This window comes from Microcoleus sp. Pol17C6 (genome assembly GCF_036701145.1).
GTDB lineage: Bacteria > Cyanobacteriota > Cyanobacteriia > Cyanobacteriales > Microcoleaceae > Microcoleus.
The window spans coordinates 16,891-39,386 of record NZ_JAUBQH010000035.1; the positions used below are offsets into that span (position 1 = coordinate 16,891).

Annotated in this window: 16 protein-coding genes and 1 tRNA gene; 9 read left to right on the forward strand and 8 right to left on the reverse strand. The window is 44.8% G+C overall.

What is annotated here, in order from left to right; genetic code table 11:
• The first annotated feature begins 52 nt into the window (after positions 1-52).
• Together QUA25_RS18035 and QUA25_RS18040 are read left to right on the forward strand one after the other, a co-directional pair.
• A complete protein-coding gene (locus tag QUA25_RS18035) occupies positions 53-724 on the forward strand; it encodes an aminotransferase class IV (protein WP_333040160.1) in 672 nt (223 codons plus the stop codon).
• A 116-nt stretch (positions 725-840) separates the two neighbouring features.
• On the forward strand, positions 841-2,292 hold the full coding sequence (locus QUA25_RS18040) for an anthranilate synthase component I (RefSeq protein WP_333040163.1): 1,452 nt from the start codon (positions 841-843) through the stop codon (positions 2,290-2,292).
• A 385-nt stretch (positions 2,293-2,677) separates the two neighbouring features.
• Here the strand turns inward: QUA25_RS18040 and QUA25_RS18045 are convergent, their stop codons facing one another.
• Entirely contained in the window at positions 2,678-3,838 is a 1,161-nt protein-coding gene (locus tag QUA25_RS18045; protein ID WP_333040167.1) for a quinone-dependent dihydroorotate dehydrogenase, read from the reverse strand.
• A 231-nt stretch (positions 3,839-4,069) separates the two neighbouring features.
• Between QUA25_RS18045 and QUA25_RS18050 the strand changes: the two genes are divergently transcribed.
• Positions 4,070-6,991: a GAF domain-containing protein gene (locus tag QUA25_RS18050; RefSeq protein WP_333040170.1), complete on the forward strand. Its 2,922-nt coding sequence runs from the start codon at positions 4,070-4,072 to the stop codon at positions 6,989-6,991.
• Between the two features lie 343 nt (positions 6,992-7,334).
• Here the strand turns inward: QUA25_RS18050 and QUA25_RS18055 are convergent, their stop codons facing one another.
• Positions 7,335-7,793 carry an ABA4-like family protein gene (locus QUA25_RS18055; RefSeq protein ID WP_333040174.1) on the reverse strand — a complete coding sequence of 153 codons (459 nt, stop codon included), beginning with the start codon at positions 7,791-7,793 and terminating at the stop codon, positions 7,335-7,337.
• 178 nt (positions 7,794-7,971) lie between these two features.
• Here QUA25_RS18055 and QUA25_RS18060 point away from each other — a divergent pair, with 178 nt between their 5' ends.
• Positions 7,972-8,982 (forward strand): leucine-rich repeat domain-containing protein, encoded by a 1,011-nt coding sequence (locus tag QUA25_RS18060; RefSeq protein WP_333040176.1) that lies wholly within the window; start codon positions 7,972-7,974, stop codon positions 8,980-8,982.
• Positions 8,970-9,146 carry a hypothetical protein gene (locus tag QUA25_RS18065; RefSeq protein ID WP_333040180.1) on the forward strand — a complete coding sequence of 59 codons (177 nt, stop codon included), beginning with the start codon at positions 8,970-8,972 and terminating at the stop codon, positions 9,144-9,146. Before QUA25_RS18060 ends, QUA25_RS18065 begins: the two co-directional genes overlap by 13 nt.
• Before the next feature lie 303 nt (positions 9,147-9,449).
• Here QUA25_RS18065 and QUA25_RS18070 read toward each other — a convergent pair whose 3' ends face one another.
• The gene (locus QUA25_RS18070) at positions 9,450-10,949 is read right to left on the reverse strand and encodes an NAD(P)/FAD-dependent oxidoreductase (RefSeq protein WP_333040181.1); all 1,500 of its coding nucleotides are present in this window, start codon (positions 10,947-10,949) and stop codon (positions 9,450-9,452) included.
• Positions 10,950-11,019: 70 nt separating this feature from the next.
• On the opposite strand from QUA25_RS18070, the gene QUA25_RS18075 reads away from it, so the two are divergent.
• The 3 genes from QUA25_RS18075 to QUA25_RS18085 all read left to right on the forward strand — a co-directional run bounded on the left by QUA25_RS18075 (position 11,020) and on the right by QUA25_RS18085 (position 15,376).
• A complete protein-coding gene (locus QUA25_RS18075) occupies positions 11,020-12,711 on the forward strand; it encodes a hypothetical protein (RefSeq protein WP_333040183.1) in 1,692 nt (563 codons plus the stop codon).
• A gap of 183 nt (positions 12,712-12,894) precedes the next feature.
• The gene (locus tag QUA25_RS18080; protein ID WP_333040185.1) at positions 12,895-13,890 is read left to right on the forward strand and encodes a pentapeptide repeat-containing protein; all 996 of its coding nucleotides are present in this window, start codon (positions 12,895-12,897) and stop codon (positions 13,888-13,890) included.
• A 154-nt stretch (positions 13,891-14,044) separates the two neighbouring features.
• Positions 14,045-15,376 (forward strand): serine/threonine-protein kinase, encoded by a 1,332-nt coding sequence (locus tag QUA25_RS18085; RefSeq protein WP_333040188.1) that lies wholly within the window; start codon positions 14,045-14,047, stop codon positions 15,374-15,376.
• A 275-nt stretch (positions 15,377-15,651) separates the two neighbouring features.
• On the opposite strand, the gene QUA25_RS18090 is transcribed toward QUA25_RS18085, so the two are convergent.
• The 5 genes from QUA25_RS18090 to ndhL form a co-directional block, all read right to left on the reverse strand.
• On the reverse strand, positions 15,652-18,063 hold the full coding sequence (locus QUA25_RS18090; RefSeq protein ID WP_333040190.1) for an ATP-binding protein: 2,412 nt from the start codon (positions 18,061-18,063) through the stop codon (positions 15,652-15,654).
• 1,302 nt (positions 18,064-19,365) lie between these two features.
• A complete protein-coding gene (locus QUA25_RS18095) occupies positions 19,366-20,013 on the reverse strand; it encodes a DUF6658 family protein (RefSeq protein ID WP_333040193.1) in 648 nt (215 codons plus the stop codon).
• A 498-nt stretch (positions 20,014-20,511) separates the two neighbouring features.
• On the reverse strand, positions 20,512-21,309 hold the full coding sequence (gene trpA, locus QUA25_RS18100; protein ID WP_333040195.1) for a tryptophan synthase subunit alpha: 798 nt from the start codon (positions 21,307-21,309) through the stop codon (positions 20,512-20,514).
• 302 nt (positions 21,310-21,611) lie between these two features.
• Positions 21,612-21,917, reverse strand: coding sequence for a DUF3007 family protein (locus tag QUA25_RS18105; protein WP_333040197.1), 306 nt, complete (start codon positions 21,915-21,917; stop codon positions 21,612-21,614).
• Positions 21,918-22,133 (reverse strand): NAD(P)H-quinone oxidoreductase subunit L, encoded by a 216-nt coding sequence (gene ndhL, locus QUA25_RS18110; RefSeq protein WP_193972727.1) that lies wholly within the window; start codon positions 22,131-22,133, stop codon positions 21,918-21,920. It abuts the gene before it with no gap.
• Between the two features lie 198 nt (positions 22,134-22,331).
• Between ndhL and QUA25_RS18115 the strand changes: the two genes are divergently transcribed.
• Positions 22,332-22,416, forward strand: a tRNA-Leu gene (locus QUA25_RS18115).
• Positions 22,417-22,496 lie beyond the last annotated feature (80 nt).

The following is a 22,496-nucleotide window of genomic DNA, read 5'->3' on the forward strand; positions in this document are numbered from 1 at the left end:
CGCGGGTCGAAAAATTGTCAAGTTACCTCATTTACATTATATTGACAAAAATATGATTCAACAACAGCAAAAATTTGAATTGCTGGAATCACTTTTATGGGAACCCAAAAACGGCTATTTTTTGCTAGACAGACATCTTCAAAGATTAGAGCGTTCGGCTGATTATTTTAATTTTCCCCTATCGCTAACAGAAGCAAGCAAAGCTTTACAAGCATTAAGTATAACTTGCGGGTCAGTCAAACAAAAAATACGGTTAACAATATCTTGTGAGGGAAACATAACATTACAAGCTCAGACACTAGATAGCGGTATCTTAAAAATCGGTGCATCTGTGGGAATTGCCCGCCAACCGATCGATTCTCAAAACCCATTTCTTTACCACAAGACAACTTACCGATTGCCTTATACAATGGCTTTGGAGTCGCAGCCCGAATATCAGGATGTCTTTCTGTGGAATCAAGATGGAGTTATCACCGAATCCACGATCGCCAATATCGCGATCGATACACCCGCAGGTCTAATCACACCTCCCGTCAAGTGCGGTTTATTACCGGGGACGTTTCGTTCTCAACTTTTAGAGGAGGGAAAAATTAGAGAAGAATTAATTACCTTAGAGGATTTGTGCAGTACCAAAACTCTATTTCTCATTAACTCCGTTAGGGGTTGGATACGCCTCAAAAAAGAAGCAACCCGAGATGTTTGGAAAGTTGTCAGTAATCGCTGATATAACGCTTTCAATCGATTTTAGTAGGTGCGAACTGTCCACCTTACTACTACAGATAGTGTCAAACTTGACTCGTAGCGTAAGTCCTGAAAGTGTTAACCATAGTGCAATTTATTATGAAACAAATACAACCTTGGCATTGGCGAAAGCTTCCCCTAAATCAGCGCAGCGGATCTGAGATTTTTCAAACTTTATTTCTCGGTCAAAATGCCCACAGTGCAAGCTCAATATCTGATTGTTTCCCCCGCGATATGGCGGTTCTGCTAGAAAGTCCAGTTACATCTTCTACTAAATTGGCACGATATTCTATTTGTGCAGGTTCTCCCCGGATAATTGACGGTCAATCTCAGCTATGGACACCGCCAGTCGGTGAAATTTTACCTTTTTTGCGCGCTCTTTTAAACTCTCAAAAGCAAAATTTAGCCGTGAATGTACCGCCGGAAATTCCTTTTACTGGGGGTTGGTTGGGATGGCTGGGTTATGATTTAGCATGGGAAATCGAACACCTGCCCCAACTCAATACCGATCCGCTTCCTTTCCCGGTTAGCTGTTGGTACGAACCAGAATCTTTTGCGGTTTTAGATCGTCAAACGCAAATTCTCTGGTTGGCTGCGAGTCAACCTTCTCACCTCGATGTTATGCAGCATCAAGTAGAGCAAACCGATCGAGAAATAATCGAGAATAATTTACCGGAAACTTATCAACAAAATTCCCTTACTCCTATTTTTCAACTCTCTCAGAGTGAGTATAAAGAAATAGTGCAAAAAGCTCAGAAGTATATTCATGCGGGCGATATTTTTCAGGCTAATTTATCTCTGCGGTTTGAAGCCCGTACAGATTGCAGTAGTTGGTCAATTTACCGCGCTTTGCAACGTATCAATCCTTCGCCTTTTGCAAGTTATTGGCAAACTCCGTGGGGGGCGATAGTTAGTTGTTCGCCGGAAAGACTCGTTCAATTATTAGGAAATAAAGTGGATACTAGACCGATCGCGGGAACGCGACCGCGAGGTTTAACCTGCATTCAAGATGAGCAGTTAGCACAGGAATTAATAGAGAATATCAAAGAAAGAGCCGAACATATTATGTTAGTGGACTTAGAACGCAACGATATCGGGAGGGTGTGTGAATGGGGCTCGGTAAAAGTTAACGAATTTCTGACGATTGAACGCTACAGTCACGTGATGCACCTCGTCAGTAATGTTATCGGTACATTAAGAGGAGATTGCGACGCGATCGACTTGATTCGAGGGGTATTTCCGGGCGGTACGATTACAGGTTGTCCGAAAGTGCGCTGTCTGGAAATCATCGAAGAATTGGAACCCGTGAAGCGCAATTTATTTTACGGTTCCTGCGGTTATTTGGACTGGCGCGGCAACCTGGATTTAAATATTTTGATTCGCACCCTTTTATATGCACCAAAAAGTGACGGTACGACCGGGGGAGTTGTTTGGGGACAAGTGGGTGCGGGGATTGTTGCTGATAGCGACCCCGAAAGGGAATGGCAGGAGTCGCTGCAGAAAGCTCAAGCTCAAGTTAATGCTTTGAAATTAGCGGAAATATTTGATTAGATGCGTATTAGATAAATCGAATTTTTAATCTTGTTGAAGATTTTGAGCGCGGATTTAGTTTTGAGGTAATGCTGATATAAATCGATCGAAAACAAAAGATTTCTTGTAGTATTAATGTTAGGGAACTGTTGGTATGGTGTTGCCTGATAGTTTTTTTAGCGATCGCACTGTGAGTCAGATTCTGGGTGAACTCATGGATATTAGACGAGACTGCCAAAGCTGGTTAGCTGTTGGATAAGCTCACTATCACGATCGGAAAGGAAAAGTACAAGCAATTAACAAAGCCCCTCAATGGCTGATTCCTGCAAGAATTTATTAGACTTCTTCAACAATTCTTGTGGGGCAGGCAGGATGCCTGCCCAAAACTTGCTTTTCCCTCGTATGTCTATTGATTGTCCGAACCTACTGCCTCAGAAATAGAACTAAATCCGCCTTCTTCTAACTTTTGCAGCAAACCTTGGAGAATCCGGCGCACCATCCAAGGGCCTTCGTAAACCCAACCGGTGTAGACTTGAATTAAACTCGCACCGGCGGCTATTTTCTCCCAAGCATCTTCGGCGGTGAAAATGCCACCAACTCCAATTATGGGTAATTCGCCTTTTGTATATTGCCAGATAAATCGGATTACTTCTGTCGATCGCTCCCGCACTGGAAGCCCGCTAATTCCCCCGGCTTCTTCGGCGATTGGTTTGCCTGTTTCTCGCAATATTTGTGTTTTCAATCCATCGCGGCGGATGGTGGTATTTGTGGCGATAATTCCTGCTAGTTGGTAGGTTTTTGCTAAGTCGAGGATTGATACGATCGCCTCCGACTCCAAATCCGGCGCAATCTTGACTAAAATTGGCTTGCTTCCCTGATTTTCTTGTTGCAAAATTTCCAAAATTGTGCTTAGCCCAGCAGCATCTTGGAGCGATCGCAACCCCGGCGTATTCGGAGAGGAAACGTTCACTACAAAATAGTCGCCCCAATCTTTCAGCAGCTTAAAACTCTCCAAATAGTCGGCTGCGGCCTGCTCTAACGGTGTTACCTTAGATTTACCCAGATTGATGCCCAAGGGGAACCGAGACTGAGGCATGGGGCGCGAGGCATCGAATTTTGACTGTTTCTGTGCTGCCTGAAACCGGGCGGCCATTGCCGCGGCTCCTTGATTGTTAAATCCCATGCGGTTGAGGGCTGCACTGTCCTCCGTCAAGCGAAACAAGCGAGGTTGGGGGTTTCCCGGCTGCGGTTGACAAGTGACAGTGCCGAGTTCGGCAAAGCCAAAGCCAAAATTTGCCCAAATATCGGCAGCTACGCCGTTTTTATCAAATCCGGCGGCTAAGCCGACAGGATTGTTAAAGCTCAGTCCCCACAAAGATTGTTCGAGGCGAGAATCTTGGACTCCCAAAGATTTCTGCAATCGCCAGAGCATTTGGCGGGTTGCGGGGTTTGACTGAGTTCTGGCTGCGAGTTCGAGAACTTGGAGAGTGCGGTTGTGCAGCCACTCGGCATCGGTTTTCAATACGGAAAACAACAGCGGGCGTACACTTGATTGATAAATATCCAATGATTTGTACTGGGGCAATTTACAAATTAGAAATGAGAAGGGAAATAAAAATATTCAGGAGCAGACAGTGAAGGCGAAGTTTTTACTTCAACTTCGCTCGACTGTATCCAATGTTTTAGATTCAAGGATAAGTGAGACGATTATATTATAAGTTGATTCTTTTGCAATTTAATTTTTTGAATTTTTAAGTTGGTAATTTTAAATTAGATAAATGTGCGGGGAAGCTTGGAAATGGGGCAGCAGCAAAGACCAAAGGATTTAGACGAACAAATCGCGACCCTAGAGCGCGTTCTCCAGACTCTCCGAGAAGAGGAGAATGTGGAAGTGCTACTTTCGACCACACTCGGTTACTTGCAAACTGAATTTGACTGGCCGTTGATTTGGATCGGGTTGTACGATCGACAAGCCCACAGATTGTTCGGCAAAGGTGGCATAACTCCTAACGGCGACCTGTCTTTTCTCAAACAGCGGTTTGCCCTCAGTCCGGGGGATTTGCTCGAACAAGTGGTGATTCAGCTCCGGCCGGTGGGAGTTCCGGATTTGCGATCGGAAAGTAGAGCCGGAGAATGGCGCAAAGCAGCTCAAACTTTCAATATTCAAGGCACGACTCTGTTTCCCCTCCGCTACAAAGACCGCTGTTACGGCGTGATTTTGCTCGGGACTGACCTGTGGGGAGCGTCGCCAAAGTCGGGGGAAAAAACGCAGTTGGCGATCGTATTTGGAGCGCTGGCAACTGCTCTTTACCAAATAGAAAAAGACTGGCAGCGACAACAAGTCAAACACCCAGATGAGTCTCTTTTAGCGCTGATTTCGCAGTTGGGGGAACTGCGATCGCTCGACCAATACTTGCAAGCGGTGGTCGAACAAACTCATGAATTTATCGAGCCGACGCGCACCAATGTTTATTGGTTCGAGCGAGAGCGGCGCTATTTTTGGCGCCGAGTCAGCAACCGCGAAGTTGCTCCGGGTTTGGGCGGGCCGAGCCGAGCGGCTTCAGGCATCACCGTTCAAGACTTGGGCGAATTTTATCAGGCTTTGGGCAGGGAAGAAATGGTTTGGATCGGTGAATCTCAAAGTTCTCTGAAAACTGAGCTGACGGGGCGGTTGATGCAGCAAATCCGCGCTCGCTCTCTGTTGGCTGCGCCGATTGTTTCGGAAGGGGAATTGTTGGGATTTTTGGCAGTCGAAGCCGGCGAGCCCCGGATTTGGCAAGACAATGAAAAACATTACCTGCGGGGAGTGGCGCAGTTAGTGGCTCTGACGGCTCCTGTGTCGGAGATGGAGGAGAAAATTCAGCAAATTGAGATCGATCGAGATTTAACTGCCGGAATAGCTCGCGCCATCTACAGCGATGCTGACTGGGAGGCGACTTTAAAAAATACCGCCGAACAGTTGTGCGAGCGGCTCAAATGCGAATACTTTTTGCTGCTGCTGTACGGCGAAGAACAAAATCGCTTTGAAATTGTCTGCCAAAATCTGCCACGCAACCGCAGGTCAGTGCCGTCGCCGCTCAACGCCCTCGATGTGGCTGACGTGGGGCTGTTGCAAGAAAGCGAACCTGTGGCTATTGAAAATTGGGAGGAAGACGGGCGGTTGAGCGCTTGGCGGGAAGTGTTGGGGGAGGCGGGGGTGCGATCGCTTTTGGCATCGACCACGAGGGGGAAAAACAAAGAGGGAGAAAACCCCAATCTAAAATCGAAAATCGCCAATCGAAAATCGATCGAGGGTTTGCTGGTTGTCGGACACAATGCAACTCGCACTTGGAGGCGATCTGAGCAAGAATTAGTTCGGCTAGTGGGCCAACAGCTAGGATTGATCCTGCACTCCTGGCAGCAGAGTGTGGAAATCGACAAATATCAGCAATTTGAGCGATTGCTCAAATCGGGTTTGGCGGTTTTGCACCATTCTCCTGATGAGCAATCTGAGCAAGAGATATCTGCTGCTTCACCGACGATGTTCCCAGAGTTGCCGCTACAAAAGCTCGATCGTAACTTTGCTCAACACGTTTCCCAAACACTTTCCTGTCCTTTAGTCGCCGTAATTACTTGGAATCCGGGTCAGGAGGAAGGTTCCATCGTGGCGACGGTAGCTGCCAATCCGGTATTTGCCCTCAATCCCGAGGCGGTGATTCCTGTCCGAACAGATGCCTTGATCCAACAAACCCTGGCAGAAGCGGGCGTGCTGCAACAGAGCACGAGCCAACTGCCGCTGGCGACGAAGCGGTGGCTCCGCAGTCCGGGAATTGGCGAGATTCTGACGGTGGCGCTGCGGACTGCCCCAGAACACGCTCCGGCGGGCATTGTGGTGGCTGCGGACGCTCCGGGCCGCCAGTGGTCGGAGTTGTCGGTGAGTTTACTCAGCTCGATGGCGTCTCAGTTGGCTTGGTGGCACAGGTATTTGGCGGTGCAATCGGCAAGCGAGTCGCAGCGATTGGATCTGGAGCTGCTCAACTGGTACAAACAGCGCCGTTTTGAGGAGTTTTACCGCACTGTGGGAGCGGGGGTGAAGGAGTTGGGGGAGTTGAGTCAGTCGATTTTCCAGTCAGTGAAGGAACAAAAGGATGCTCTGAAAACTTTGCGCTACCAACAGGTTTTGCGGCAAATGGGCAATGCTTTGGGGTCAACTCATTTGCTGCTGAAACAGGAACATTGGCGGCTGCAATTCGGACAAGATGCGGTGCCTGTGAGCGCTTGGCTGAGGCGATCGCTCGATCGAACGGCTTCCTTGGTCAAACAGTCGCAAGTCTTGCTGGAAGTACACAGAGAAACTGCTGTGTCGATGCCGGCGGGCCAGACTTTGAGCGTTCGCGGGGACAGCATCAAGCTCGATTTGATACTGTGCGAATTGCTGGCGGCGGCTTGCAGACGCTCTGCTGTTGGCGCCAAGATTGAGATTCGCTCTCAGTTGTTGGGGGAAGGTTGGCTAGAATTGTCTGTGATCGATAGCGGTGCGTGCGATCGACAGTTAATTGCTGCCTTCAACGGCGGTTCCGGGCCGGACATATTAGCCGTTTCTAGTTCCAATAGGTCGATCGTCCAAAATCTCTTAATTTGTCAGCGAGCGGTACGCTTAATGGGAGGAAACTTTTCTATAGAAATGTTAGAAAACAATTTAATTGTGGCTCGTTTAGTGCTGCCCCTAGCCAATTCTTAAAATTCTGTACGGGCGAGTTCACCCTATCTGCAATTCACATACGAGGTACTTATAAACCAGCCCCTATCCAACTTTTAGCGGTAAAGTGCTTCAGGTGCACGCTACATAATTAGGTTCTGCGTCCAAGAGTGGATGATTGATATCAACTTTGTTTGATTCGGACTTGTATTATATCGAGTTCTGTTAGGTCGTAAGATTAAATGAACCGCGAAGACGCTCATAGCGCGAAGGAATAACCGCATCTTCTTCTTTCTCTTCCTTCGCGTCCTTTGCGCCTTCGCGGTTTAATCATTCCGATGCAACCGGATGCGATCTAACATCCAAGGTATTAAAAACCCTCTGCCTAAACCGATGAAGTAACAGTTTCCGCCGCCTCAGAACTCGGGAAAAACCTTTGAGTAATCCAAGCCGTTACAATATGAGAAAGCAATCCCATCGGCCCAGCAAAAAAACACAAAGCCAAAGAATGAACCGTCCAAACTCCTGTCCGCTGTCCTTCCCAATAAATCCAGCGCCCGACAAACAAGTCCATCACTAAAAAATGTATCCATCCCGTAGCAGCCGCCGTTTCTTCCCCCAGAAACTTAGCAATATCTGCTAACTTAGGATTCGACAAAGCAGCCGCATTTTCCGCAGTCAGACTGCTACCAAACAAATATATGTACAAAACGGCGAGCATCGCAAACGGAATAAAGGAATTCATCACTTTTCGGGTAATTCCCCAGTTGGGCAATAAAATCATAATTGCCCAGAAAGGCACAACGAACAGATTACCGGCATTAAAAATTAGTTCTGGTGTCATAGTTGGCTCTTGGCTCCTACGAATGCACTTCAATTAAGGATGTTAAGATTACTTTACACAATTTTTGCTTAAATTTCTCAAAACCCGACAAAAATCTCATTCACAAATGAAATAGACTTGCTATACTTATCTAAAATTTTAAATCTCCCATCTAAAATCGATTAAGGCAGCACAGTCCATGACAACTTATAATAACTTTCCCGATTGGTGCCAGCAAAAAGAGAATCTCTCGCCCGACGCCAAACATACGGTAGAAATACTGTTGCAAATATCAGACACTCCCGAGTGCGATCGAGCCAACGCACTGCTTTCTAATACAACAGAGCTTAACCTCAAAAATCTTCAAATTACCGATATCAGTCCCCTCTCATCTTTCACTAAACTTACTAATCTTATCCTCGGCAGCAATCGAATATCTGACCTCGCTCCCCTGCAATCTTTAACCCATCTGAAAACTTTGATTATGGATGTCAATCAAATATCAGATATCAGCCCGCTTTCATCTCTAATAAATCTGACTCAACTCGTTCTCGATACCAATCAAATCTCAGATATCAGTCCCCTAGCAGGGCTAACTAATCTTACCGCACTTGTCTTGTTTGACAACAAAATTTCCGACATCACTCCGGTGAAAAACTTAACTAAGTTAAACGCGCTGATTCTCTACAACAATCAAATTTCAGATATCGCTCCTCTGGAAAATTTAACTGAACTCCAGACACTCTACCTTTACAATAATAAAATATCGGATATCACCCCGCTGGCTTCCTTAAAAAATATGACTACGCTGTTTCTTTTCGGAAATGAAATATCTGACATTACTCCTTTGAAAGCTCTAACTAACTTAAATAAATTGGTTTTATTCCAAAATCAAATATCAGATATTACTCCTTTGACCTCGCTCACTAATTTAATTGAACTCAACCTCGGTAACAATCAAATATCCGACATCAGTCCGCTGAAATCGTTAACTAATTTGACTGAACTTTATCTGTTCAACAACCCGATTTCGGATACCAGCGCGCTGCAAGCTTTAAATAATTTATTTTTACTAGACTTGTACAACAATCAAATCTCTGATATCAGTTCCCTGCAATCTTTGCAAAAGTTAACTACCCTGGACTTGCGCGGAAATCCCATTGTTAATAAAATTTGCCCTGTCAATCCTGAATCTATATGCCGGTTTTAATTATTAAGGCCGAGGCAAGATGGCAGTTTATAGAGTATAATGACAAAGGTCAATATCAGGAGAAAGTGATGAGCGGACACGATGCTTTGATGTTAGGATTGCTGCTGTTGCCAGGTTTGGCTTTGTCGATCGCAATTATGGGCGCTTTTGCCGCTGGTGGGTAATCAGTTTTGGGAGCAGGCAGATTTTGTAAAAAGTAGTTTTTTCCTCGTACCCTGCCTCTGGCTGGGAACGCATTTCACTATTGCTCTGCCTCCTGTTTTTTTGCAAGCGAGGCAGAGCCTCTGGAGCTCGGTTCCCAGCCAGAGGCAGGGAACCAGTTAATTTCCATTCTTCCTTCTTCCTTCTATCCTTTACATCCGTTACATCCGTTACATCCGTTACAGAATCCGTTGCCGAACTTCCTTCTATCCGTTACATCCGTTACAGAATCCGTTGCCGAACTTCCTTCTTCCTTCTGCCATAACTTACAAAAATTGTGCTGTCACATCCGAATTCACCAAAGTGTTCGCGCACAAAATACCCGATGCTGCGACGGCGGGGACGCCAATTCCTGGCATGGTGCTGTCTCCCACCCGATACAAGCCTTTGACTGGTGTTTGTGGGCCGGGAAATGTGCCTTTTCCGGCGGCAATTGCAGGCCCGTAAGTTCCTTGATATCGGCGTAAAAATCGGGCGTGGGTTAGGGGTGTGCCGATCGACTCTAAGACTATCCGCGATCGCAAATCCGGTATAATTTTTTCTAAAGCTTGAAACAGAGATTGCGATCGCTCTTGCTTTTTCTGCTGATACAATTCGCCATATTCCCAACCTTCGTAAGGTTCCAATGTATAAGCATGAACAGTGTGATGTCCGGGCGGCGCCAGAGTTGCATCCCACACTGTAGGAATCGAAATCATGCAAGTATTTCCGGGTACTGTAATGTCAATCTTGCTGTCGTGAACGACGACGTGGTGGCCGGTCAAACCTTCGAGTCCTTCGGCTTTAATTCCTAAATGGAGGTGCATGAAACTGTCTACTGCTGGCATCGATAAAGCGTTTTTCCGGTAGCTTTCCGGCAAATCTTCAGGCCGCAATAATTTTGTATAAGTATCCCAGATTGTGGCATTTGAAATGACAATTGGGGCGCTGATAACTTCGCCATTTTTCAAGCGAACGCCCGTGGTTTTGCCCGCTTCAACTAATATTTGCTCGACGGGAGATCCCAGGCGCAACTTTCCTCCCCAGCGCTGCAAACCTCTGACTAAAGCATCGACGATCGCACCGCTGCCACCTACAGGATATTCGATCGCACAGCGCGATCGTTCGCCAATCATAAAAGCTATTTCCGGCGCGACAGTTCCGTGCGCTTTCAAACCCGACAGCAAAAAGCACTCCAAATCGATCAAACGCCGCACCCAAGGATCGCGCACATCGCGATCCATCAAGGAACCAGCAGAACCCGCGATCGCACCTACTAGCGGCAACAGCTTCAGCAAAGCAGGCGAGTACCGAGAAAGCAAAACAGGTATCAACTGCCAGTCGGATCTCAGCGCTAAAGCCGGAATTCCACGCAAAGCTTCATACAAAACTAATAAGTTTTTTTGAAATTGCTGTAATTCTACAGCACCTTGCGGTGCGAACTTAGCTACAGCATCTAAGTAACTTCTCGCATCAGCATAAATCGGTAAACTTCCCTCTGGAAAATGGTAATGCCCCAGTGGATCGTAGGAAATTGCTGCGATCGATTCCTCCAAAACATCAAAAACTTGCCGCAAAGGATTAAACGACCGGGGGTCAGTCAAACCGCAATAAAAAGAAGGCCCCGAATCAAAGTGAAATCCTCGGCGCGAAAAGCTGTGAGCTGCCCCGCCCGCTATGATGTGGCTCTCGCAGATGAGCACCCGCTTGCCGTAGCGAGCTAGCATCGAGCCTGCGACTAAGCCCCCAATACCGCTGCCAATGACGATCGCATCAAAGTCTTGCATTTATCAAATGTGGTATAATTGTATTATTTCTTGCTGAGTGTTGACAGGGTATTTTTATGGGAGGAAAACTATGAAAGCTTTATCTATTTTAGATGAAGTTGTTCGCGAATTAGAACAAGACGTGAATCTCTCGCGCATTAAAAAAATAATATTTTTTGCTTGTAAAGAGTCCTGGGAAAACGATCCTGCCCAACTCGCCAGCGCAGATGTAAGGCTTTTAATTGAAGAGCTGTGCGCCAAATACAGCAGGTTAGAAGATATTGAAGCAGTTTTAAATAATATAGTCTCTAAGGTTAATAAAAAAACCGAGTATGCTTTAGTAGCAGACCTCATAGTCTGTCAACTTAGCAGGCTGTATGAATTTGAAGATTTCACCAAATTAGAAATAAACATATCTAGTTTTGGCGGTCAGGAAGCTCCCGCATTTGAAGAGCACTTTAGTTCCGAAGTACCCAGCAGCGAAGAAAGGGCAAGAAACCCCGGCAAATTATTTGATGTCAGACAAAAAATTTTGCAGCAAACAAATCCGCTGAGGGCGAAAATCCTAATTTTTTCTACTCTTTATCACGAGTTTACTTTTAGCGATCGCGATTGGCTACTGCTGAAAACTCAAGAACTTGACAATCTACTGCGACAACTGTTTAATGTCTGTGGCAGCCTAGCCGAACTAGAATCTCGATTGTACACAACTGCTAGCAATCTCGACAACAGAGATGAAAACGACCAAGCTGCAAGCGTAATCATCAAAGCGATGAATCCTTGTTACGCAAAAATGCAACAGGAAGAACCGGATGAAGCCGAATCTTCGGCTAGTGAAGATTACGATCAGACGCATTTAAACAACAGTGTTTATGAAGAGAGCGAGCTGGTGGACAGGCGCACCGATTATTTTGATCCAGGCGAGATTACTCACATCCTTCAAGCTGCTCCAGCTCACTATCATTATGACCCGCAAAAGAGTTACTTAGTGCCGGACACGGCAGAAACTGTACAGTTTAAAGAACCCGAAACCAGCAATAATTATGCTACCGATTTCAGACAGGAAATGGTAGAAACATTCCCAGTTGCAGAAATGCCGACTATTATCGAAACTTTAGAACCGGCGGCTCCTGTTATTATAAATATTAGCGATTCCATCAAACGCAAGTTGGAATTGGAAGAAGAAATGACAGAATTAGTCAGTCAAAGTGCTAACTCCGCAACGGCGCAAATAGAAAATATATTTACCAAGTTAGAAGCTGCTTTGAACGGAAAATTTTCTACGGGAAGTCCAGAGGAGCGTTTGTACTGGAAATATAAAAATCTCAGAGAGTATGTAGGAAAAGTTCAGAAGTTTACCGATAAAATGCTGGAAATCTTGATCGAATTGGAGTCAAAAGAAAGCGGTAAATATCCTTATGAAATCACAGACAACCTGGATGACAATATTTCAGACATACCGCAGGAAAACTCTAGCCATAAAGCAAATCAGTATCAGCTTTTGGAAATGGCAAAGCAAGGCAAACCAAAGGCGATCGCCCAATTGATTAATCAATTGCTACAGCCTAAAGGAATTGCTGCTACAGCGGGATTTAAAGACGGTTGGCTCCATATTATTCTGGAGTCTGCTGAAGTACCAAACCAACAGGCTACAGCTACATACATTCACAAAAAACTGTGTACCTTAAAATCCAAATATCTTACTCATGTGAAAATTCACGGGCGACAGTTAGGTAACAAAACAGTCTTTTGGACTCAAGAATTTGTCAATCAAACTCATTAAATGCCCCAACTCAAGTCTGAGGCTACACCAACTAAGTCGGCCTGCGTCAACTGAAATTCAAGAAATTTCATCAAATTTCTCAGACTCAAGTCTGGGCCTACAAAAACTAAGTCCGCCTGCGCGAACAGAAATTTAAGCAGTCTAGAAATAGCAGATTGTACATAATTAACAACAAAAACAGATATGAATGCTAGCGAAATTTTAAGGCGATATACATCAGGAGAACTAGATTTTCAAGGTATGAATCTCAGAGGGGTATACCTGAGCGGTGCCGATTTAATTGGCGTCAATTTAAGCAGTGCTGACCTCTGGGGTGCAAACTTAGTGATGTCGTACCTGAGCAGAATTAACCTTCAGCGCGCAAATTTAACTAATGCAAAGCTGTGCGGTGCTAACTTAAATCAAGCAAACTTGAGCGGAGCAAATTTGTCCGATGCAGACTTCCACGGAGCGACTTTGCAAGGTGCAGACTTTCGCAAAGCCAACATCTCTTTGGCAGTTTTTATTGATGCAAATTTGAGCGATGCAGATATGCGAGGTGTGAATTTGCAAGGTGCAGATTTGCGCGGTGCGTGCTTGCGGGGTGCAAATTTGCGGAAGGAGCTGCGGCTTTTTGAGGGTGCAAATTTGCGGGGTGCAAATTTGCAAGGTGCAGATTTGCGGGGCGTCAATTTGCAAGGTGCAGATTTGACTAAAGCTAATCTCAGTCACGCTAATTTGACTGAAGCATTTCTGGGAGAAGCAAATCTGACTCAGGCGAACTTGAGCGAAGCTATTTTAGATGGCATATTTTTGACTGAAGCAACTTTGGTAGAAACAAATTTTTCCTGGGCTGTAATGGCCAATGCTAAGTTGGAAAGAGCTGTGTTACTTGATGCTGAATTGGCTGGCGCTAATTTGCGCGGTGCATTTATGACTGATGTAAAGTTGAGCAATGCTAATTTAATCATGGCTGACTTGAGTCGAGCTAATTTGGTGCGGGCTGATTTGAGTCGAGCTAATTTTAATCAGGCAAATTTGAGTGAAGCTGATATGACTGATGCTTACCTGGCTAGAACAGATTTGCGGGAGGCAATTTTGCACCGCACAACTTTGATTAGGGCAGATTTGAGCACTGCTAATTTATCAGGTGCTCAGTGGCGCGGTACAATTATGCCGAATGGAGAAATGCACGGGTAATTACTTATAGCAGCAATTTATGGCTGTCACCAAAAGATTTAATCTCCGACCTTGTGATTTAACAATTATGAGGAAAAATGAGCTAGGTAGGAGAGCCGTCATTAATTTAATAGTTAAGGCCATTTTGTAGCATTCACAACTGGAGGGCAATGCTGTGTTAGATACAGGAAAAATTTTACAAGAACGTTATCAATTGCAACAGCGTTTAGGACGCACAGCGGCAGGCCATCAAACTTGGCTAGCAGTAGATTTAGAGTCTCAAGAACAGGTGACGCTGAAAATGTTAGCTTTTAGCCCGGAAATGCACTGGGAAGAACTCAAGCTTTTTGAAAGAGAAGCACAAGTTTTGCAGGCGCTAAATCATCCCCGCATTCCTTGCTATCGAGATTATTTTTCCCTGGAGCGGGAAGCCGGAGCAGGATTGCCTTGGTTTGGGTTAGTGCAAGATTATATTCCGGGATTTTCACTTCAGGAATTGTTAGAAAAAGGCAATAAATTTTCAGAAAGACAAGTACGAAAAATCGCCACTGAAGTGCTAGAAATTTTAATTTATTTGCATGAATTAAGCCCCCCAGTTTTGCACCGAGATATTAAGCCTAGTAATTTAATTTGGGGGGAAGATCAGCAGGTTTATTTAGTAGACTTTGGTGCGGTACAAGCTCAAGCGGCGGTGACAGGTGTAACGTTTACAGTGGTAGGAACGAGTGGCTATGCACCCTTAGAACAGTTTTGGGGGCGGGCGGTGGCGGCTTCGGATTTGTATGCTTTGGGAGCTACTTTAATTCATTTGTTAACGGGGATGACTCCTGCGGATTTGCCACAGAAAGATTCTCGGATTCAGTTTAGCGATCGCGTGAGTGTGAATCCCACTTTGGTAAGCTGGATTGAGAAGATGACGGAAATCGCCTTAGAAAAGCGTTTCAGCAAGGCTAGAGAGGCTTTAGCAGCTTTGAAATCGGGAAAAATACAAGGGGCTAATCTTCAAATTCCGACTGTTTGGAAAATTGCTAAACCACCTCGCTGTCGCATTCAACTTAGCAAATCAGCAACGGAGTTAAACATTAAAATTCCGTCTACTTTAGCCAGAAAGCCTTTTTTAGGTTCTTTTATAGGAATATTAACTATACTGCTATCTTGGCCGATAGTCTTAGCATATTTGCAAGTAAATGTCAGTATGGGATTAGGATTTTTTCCGCTTGTAGCAAGTATGTTACTTAAGATTTTGGGCAATGGTACTAAAATTACCTTTAACCGGAACTACTTTAAACTGGAACATCAGATATTTGGTTGGAGTTATTTAGGACAAAGGGGGGAAGTTTCTGAGATTTTGGGTGCTTTTCTATACAATACTTATCAGGGAAATCAAATCAAAATTCGTTCAGGTAACGAGAGGGGAACTTACTTTTATACTTTAGCAACAAATTTGAAAGAGGTTGAGGCGGCTTGGTTAGCGCAAGAAATTCAAGATTGGTTAAATTTAAGATAAATTTTTGTAGGACGAAGCCTTGGTGATTAATTTTTGTGTATAATAGACACCTCGCAACTAAAAATGGGTGACGCGCTCACTTATAGGGTGTCTAAAATACAGCAGATTCCAGGTTCATTAAGTACAGTAGCAACAGCTTGTAAACCAGACTGCTCGATCAAAAAAATGATGCTACTTTAAAAGAGTTATGTCAAGGCTTTCAAAAAAAGACCCGAATCAAAGTCAGTATATCTTATTACCCGATCGCCCCAAAAACATTGAATTTTAATTCAAATTTATCCTTTCACAGGCAAAACGATCGCAAACTCAGTTCCAACTCCAGGCTCGCCATTCACCTCGATGCTTCCGCCATGTTTCTCTACCGCAATCTGGTGGACAATTGCCAACCCCAATCCAGTTCCTTTGCCGACACCTTTCGTCGTGAACAAATGGTCGAATATCTGCTGTTTAACTTCCTCTTTTATCCCCGTGCCGTTATCAGCAATTTTAATTTTAATGTACCCTTCGCCGACTATATCCGTGCCAATCGTGATGCGGTTGGGGTTGGCGGTAATTTCGCTAAAACTGCGTCCAATATTTGACTCTTCTAAGGCATCGATCGCATTCGCAAGCAGGTTCATGAAAACTTGATTCAATTGACCAGGGAAACATTCGATTTTAGGGAGATTGCCGTATTTAGTGATCACTTCGATCTGCGGGCGGTGTTCGTTGGCTTTGAGGCGGTGTTTCAAAATTAAAATAGCGCTATCAATGCCTTCGTGAATATTAAAAGGAACTTTGTAGTCTTTGTCGCCTCGGGAGAAGGTACGCAAACTGTTGCTGATGCTGCAAATGCGCTCGCACCCAAGTTGCATTGAATCAATCATCTTCGGTAAATCTTCCAAAAGATAATCGAGGTCTATCTCTTCGGCGTGGTCGGCTATTTCCGATTGCGATGCACCGGAGCGATACAATTCTAAGTGTTCTATAACATCTTCCAAACTTCTTTTACCTTCGCTTAAATTGCCAGAAATAAACCCAATCGGATTGTTGATTTCGTGGGCTACTCCGGCGACCAAATTACCCAAGGCCGACATTTTCTCACTTTGCACGATTTGCAGTTGTGCTTGTTGTAAATTTTTTAAAGTTCGTTCTAGCTGTTGGTTTTGCTCTTGCAAAAGTTCTGCTGCTTGCTTGCGATCCGTGGCATCAACACCCAAACCAATAATCCCGATCGTCTCGCCCTGGGAATTTTTTAACTGCACTTTCGTGATTTCTAAATAGTGTAGTTGGCCGTCCACAAGTCTGAGAATTTCGCTGGAGTAATGCGGCAAATCTTGAGTAAGGCAGGCGGCATCTGAAACCAGACAGCCCGCTGCATTCTCCCCTAGTATATCTTTATAATGATCGACAGCTAGGAAATCGCTCAGAGGCACGCCCACCTCTTGAGAAAATGTCTTGTTCACAAACTGTACTTTACCACTGGGATTCACCATCCAAATCCAAATCGGAGCGACATCAAGAATCGCTTGGAGCATTTTTTTCTGATCGGCAAGCTGAGCTTCGGTTCGGCTAATTTTTACTAGCGATCGCTCTAATTGTTGGTTGTAATCCTGATATTTTTTATATAGCAGAGCATTTTGCAAACAGATGGCTGCTTGGGAACACAGGAGATTGAGAAGTTGCAGGCGATCGCGGGTAAAAACTCTTGCGGTTAAGCGATTTTCCAGATACAAAATGCCGACTAAGTTGCCTCGATCGAGAATCGGCCAACACAACAGGCTCTGCGGTTGGTATTTGAGGATGTAGGAGTCGGAATCCCAATCACGTTGTTGAGCGAGATCCCGAACAATCACAGGTTTCAATAAATTTTTAACGCAGTCAAAAATTTTGAGGGGCAAGATATCGCTGTTGTCATCGAGTTTTGCGGATGATAAGTCGATCGCCCATTCGAGTCCTGAATTGTCGAGCGTGCTGGTAGCCGCGATTTCCCATTGATTGCCGTTTGGCAAAATCAGCGCTCCTTTGTCAGCTCCTGTATTTTTCATCGCCAGTTGCATCAGTTTGGCAATCAGTCGCTCGAGTTCTCTTTCACTAGAGAGCGCTTGACAAGCTTTTAGCAGTGTGGAAAAATTCCCGAAATCTGAGACGCTCGCCGAAACAGACGGATAAATGGATGGATGAATGGATGGATGAAGCGATTGATTTTGCCCAGCCGGTGTTGAAAAATTTGCTAATGGATTTGCAGGGAGTTTTGCGGCTTCTAAAATCGGTTTTAATAATTGAGGATAACGTTTTTCTAAGTCATCAATTTTTGCTCTATCTCCCCAGCGCACATAGCAATCATAGGCATCTATCATGTAAATTCGGGCAATTTTTTCTCTTCCCAATGACAGGTAAAACTTAGCAGCGAGTTCGCAGGCAAGAGCTTCTTCATTGACATATTCGTTAGCTTTAGCTCCGGTAATAGCTCGATCATACAGTTCCATTGCTTCTGCTGTCTGTCCCAAAACCCCCAGCAATTCTGCCTCAACCAGCTCGAACTTGTGTTGGTAATTGATCGGCGTATGGTGCGCGAATTCTTTGAGTTTTTTCTGACTAGCCCCAACGCGATTAAGGATTTGTTGGCGCTCTGCCGGTGCGGCATCTGCATAGATTGCCAAATCTGCCAGCGCATCATAAAAGTCGTGAATCATCGTTACTAGCATCAAAACACAATTCCCAAGATAATGTTTGCCTCCATTTCCCTGTCGATTGGCGGCGGATTACGGCTCGAATAGATCGCGAATCCGTGGCCTTTTTTGGTTAAAAATTATACACCTCCATTTTGCAGGTAACAGTCAAGATTAATTGAAAGATTGGAAGGTTTAATGTATTTGTAAATAACCGGTCTGCGTTGGAGTTCGTCGAGAATGTCTGTTCGGTTGAGGACTATTTCTACCGATCCCATGAACGGTCGCTAATGCAACTTTTTTGGATTGTAGCAGCACCGCGTCCCGGAAATCCTCCCCCACAACGAGGTAGGTTTGAGAATTTTAGCGGCGGGTTGTCGGTCTTTCTCGCGCACGAACCGATCAATCGCTGATCGAGAATGTGTTTACAATTGCGCGATCGGGCGAGCTCCAGGCATTACCGTAGTCAAATCTACTGCATTTATTATTGCGTCCATATCGGCTGACCTCAACTCCGAAATTAGCTTGACAAAACTTAGTGTATCTATCTTAGGGCATAAACCGCATAATTTTTGATCACCCGATCGAAAATTCCAATTATCTGTGAATGAACAACATTTTATACTTTGGCGATCGCGATTAAAGCTTTTTACTTACGTATAAGTTTCTGCTGTTAATCTCAAATGCGATTCAATGAACGCGAAATACCGTAGAAACACTGCCTTATCATATATTGAAAAATACAATGGGTAATTAATTGAATTTAATATAGCTCGATCGCCCAAATTTCCGCTACGTCGGTCAAAAAGTTTTTATCTTAAAAAATCCCAATACAATCTATAGAAATTATAAAGAATCCGTCGTGAAAAAAGTGGCATTCCAGTCCCCCCTAGAAAAGGACAGGGACGTTGGATTGTGCTGAAACCCCCCTCCACTCTCCTTCCGGCCTAATAGCCCTCCCAGGGGTTAAAACCCAATCAAATATTAATAGGCAGTAGTCTTCACAGGACCGGAAGCATCCAGGATACAAGCCCCCGGATTCATTCCTTCGCAGACTCAGGACCCAGAAATAAAAAACCTGTATCCGATGAAAGTTTTCCCCCGAATTTATCCGTGGGGTCAATGCTTCAATTCTTTAATCTAAAATCTAAAATCTAAAATCGATTGATTTTACCTAGATTCCGACAGGGGTTTTAACCCCTGTCGGAATCTAGCTTCCCGAAAAGAAAACAGCGTTATTTGAGATTAGTCGTCTGTCGCTCTTTCAGCCGCTCGTTGAGTTCAGTCAATATCTCGATTCACTTTCTAGCAAATATTGTCTGAGGCATCTTGAGCATTCTATCTTGCATCTCGTGCTGCATCATTGATATTTTCTTGGCCGCCGCTGGTATTATATCTCAGAGACTCAGTACCCTCTGCTGCTCTTTCTTTTGCTCCCTGCGTGGCTTCTTTAACAACATCTTTTGCTCCCTTCAAGCCTTCGCGAGTGTTTTCTTTAAGATTAGAAAAGCCTTGTTTGGTTTTGTCGCCAAAGTTATCAGCTTTGCGCTGGGCGGTGCGAGCATCTTCCTTCACCTTTTCCCCAATTTGGCCTAGTTTCTCAGGTGCGTCATCCGCTACCCGCCGCACATTTTCGCCTACATTGTTGCTAGATTTCGTGTCAATGCGGTGCTGCGCTTGCTCTTTAAGAAGCTCAGCTTTTGCTTCTGTGGTGGTCATCTTTTTGTTTCTGGGATCGACCTCGCTGTAGTCGTTCATCCCGCCTTTGAATTCGGACGTTACAGCCCCTGAAGGCACTTCTTCTCTAATTTTGTCGGCAGTTTTTCCTACCCTCGCATCAGCCTGTCCTGCCATCACATCAGTTTTTCCTGCCGTCACATCAGGGCGGCTACAGGCTGTACTCACTAATACTAAAATGCCAGCCAGAAACACTGTTAAGATTTGTACAGCTCGAATTTTTTTCACAAATGCAGTTAGTCTGTTCATAAAAATGCTCCTTTCTATTGTGAGATGCTCAAATGCCTTGTGGCTTTGTAGATGTCTAGCCGTACCAAATTAGGCACTTAAACACTTTTTAAGTATACGAATAGAAACCGTAGCTTTTCATCTATCCCAAGTTACATTCCTCAAGTTATAGTAGAAGGAAGAAGGAAGAAGGAAGAAGGCTCTTCGGCTTTTCGAGCGGATAGAAATCAGCAATCAGGAAGAAAAAATGGACAATCCTCAATCTTCTACCAATTATTAAAAGTCGCAGCACCCCGCACCGGAGAAGGCAAAGTCGTTTCCATACATAGCTGTTTGGTTTTCCATGCGCGCACTATGTTGAAATATTGTGCGTGTTCGGCTCCAAAAAAAACCTTCTAGTCAGGAACTAGAAGGAAAGTGGTGTATGATCTCAAGTACAACAAGGTCTTTAATCGCAATTGTGGCGGCACATCCCGATCGCACACATCTGTCTAATGGCTGAAAGTATGTGCACACTTACTAAGCATTTTGAATCGCTGTTTTTAAACTCTTGCAGAATTCGCCGATCGCCTCTAAACCCTGTTCTGGAGTTCCTTCAGCCAAGCGTTTGACAAAAGCACTGCCAACAATCGCAGCATCTGCACCCCATTCTTTCACTTGGCGAGCGTGTTCAGGTTGCGATATACCAAACCCGACGCCGATGGGTTTGTCGGTGACGGTGCGGAGTTCTTGCAGCAATTCTTTTGCTCTCGTTTCTAAGCCTTCGCGTACTCCCGTAACCCCCGTCACACTGACTAAGTAAATAAATCCTTGAGACTGACGAGCGATCGCTTCTATGCGACTTTTGGGACTTGTCGGAGCAACTAATAATGTTAGTTCAATCCCTAATTTCTTAGCAGGTTGGATGAGACTGTCGGCTTCTTCTAAAGGCAAGTCGGGTACAACCAATCCCTGAACTCCAGCACTTTTGATTTGCTGCAAGAAGGTTTCTATACCTCGGTACAAAATCGGGTTGTAGTATGTGAAGAGAATGATAGGCGATCGCAAATTCGGACTAACTTTCGCTACCATTTCAAGCACCGCATCTAACGTCGTTCCCCGCTGTAGAGCCCTTGTAGCAGCGGCTTGAATCACCGGCCCGTCAGCTAGCGGGTCAGAATAGGGAACGCCAAGCTCGATCGCATCTGCACCGTTATCATCCAAAATTTGCAGTGCTTTAGCCGTTGTCTCCAAGTCTGGGTCGCCAGCAGTAATAAAAGGAATCAATGCACATTGGTTGCTTTTTCGCAACGTTTCAAAACAATTAGAAATAGTCATTAGTTATTAGTCATCAGTCATTGGTCATTGGTCATCATAGGATGTCCCCTCGATCGAGCGCAATTAAATTTGTTTGTAGTGAGGACTTCATTTCTCATAAAACTCCCTCGGACTGAAGTCCTCACTACAAACCTATCGCGCTTATTTTAGGGAACGTGATATCAATCATCAGTCATTAAATTAGCAGTCAATATTACTATTGATGAGTTGTTATTCCCCAGTCATTAGTTCAGAGTTTATTGCTAATGACTAATCATTAATAACTCACTAATAACTAATGACTGAGGACTAAGGACTATTGACTAATTATCTTTTTCCTGCTCAATTTCGGCTTGAAGTTGGGCTAATTCTTCAGGAGTGAGTGCATCTAGCTGCTTCTGCAAGACAGCTTCTTTGTAGTCTTGCAATTGCTGGCTGTAGGTCATATTTTGAGTCAGTGCTCGAAATAAATAAGTCACCAGCCAGCCAATCAAGCCGGCGACCAAAAACAACTGACTCCAAATCCCTGCATTCATGCTGTCGAGTCCGGCAAATTGCAGTAGCAAGTAGACAAACCCACCTGCTACAAAAAAGCCGACACTGATTCCAATTACGTCAATACGTCGCATTTAGGCTTCTATCTGCCGCCGTTTGGGCCGAAAATTCAAAAATGGAGCTAGGAGAAACATACCTGGGAAGAAGAAGAACATCAAGAAGTACATGAAGCCGCGCTCAAAAGAGGTAGCGACGTACCAGCGGCTGTTCAGGTAAGCGTAGGTGGCCGCGGGTACTACCAGGAGGTAGGCTCCTGCCAAGACGGCGTAAAGCAGTAAGGTAATATACATAGATTTGCTTTAGGGGAATAATAACACGGGTAAGTCAGTTGACACGCTCCGTTGGCTGGTTAACTATTGTACCGCTTGCGGAGATCCAGCGCGACTTTTGGGAATTTTTTGATTAGGGGTTGCGTAAATTCGGGTTTTGGCTGTAGAATAAAAGGCTGTTGCTGTTAGTGGCTCAAAACCACAGCAGCTTGACCAAAGGGGGGCGTGGCGGAATGGTAGACGCTACGGACTTAAAATCCGTTGACCCGAAACGGTCGTGTGGGTTCAAGTCCCTCCGCCCCCATCCATTTCAATGATTTGTGATTCAACGGTTTCTGATTTCTCGTCACCAAGAGTTCTGTTATCCGTTCAATTTTCGCGCTA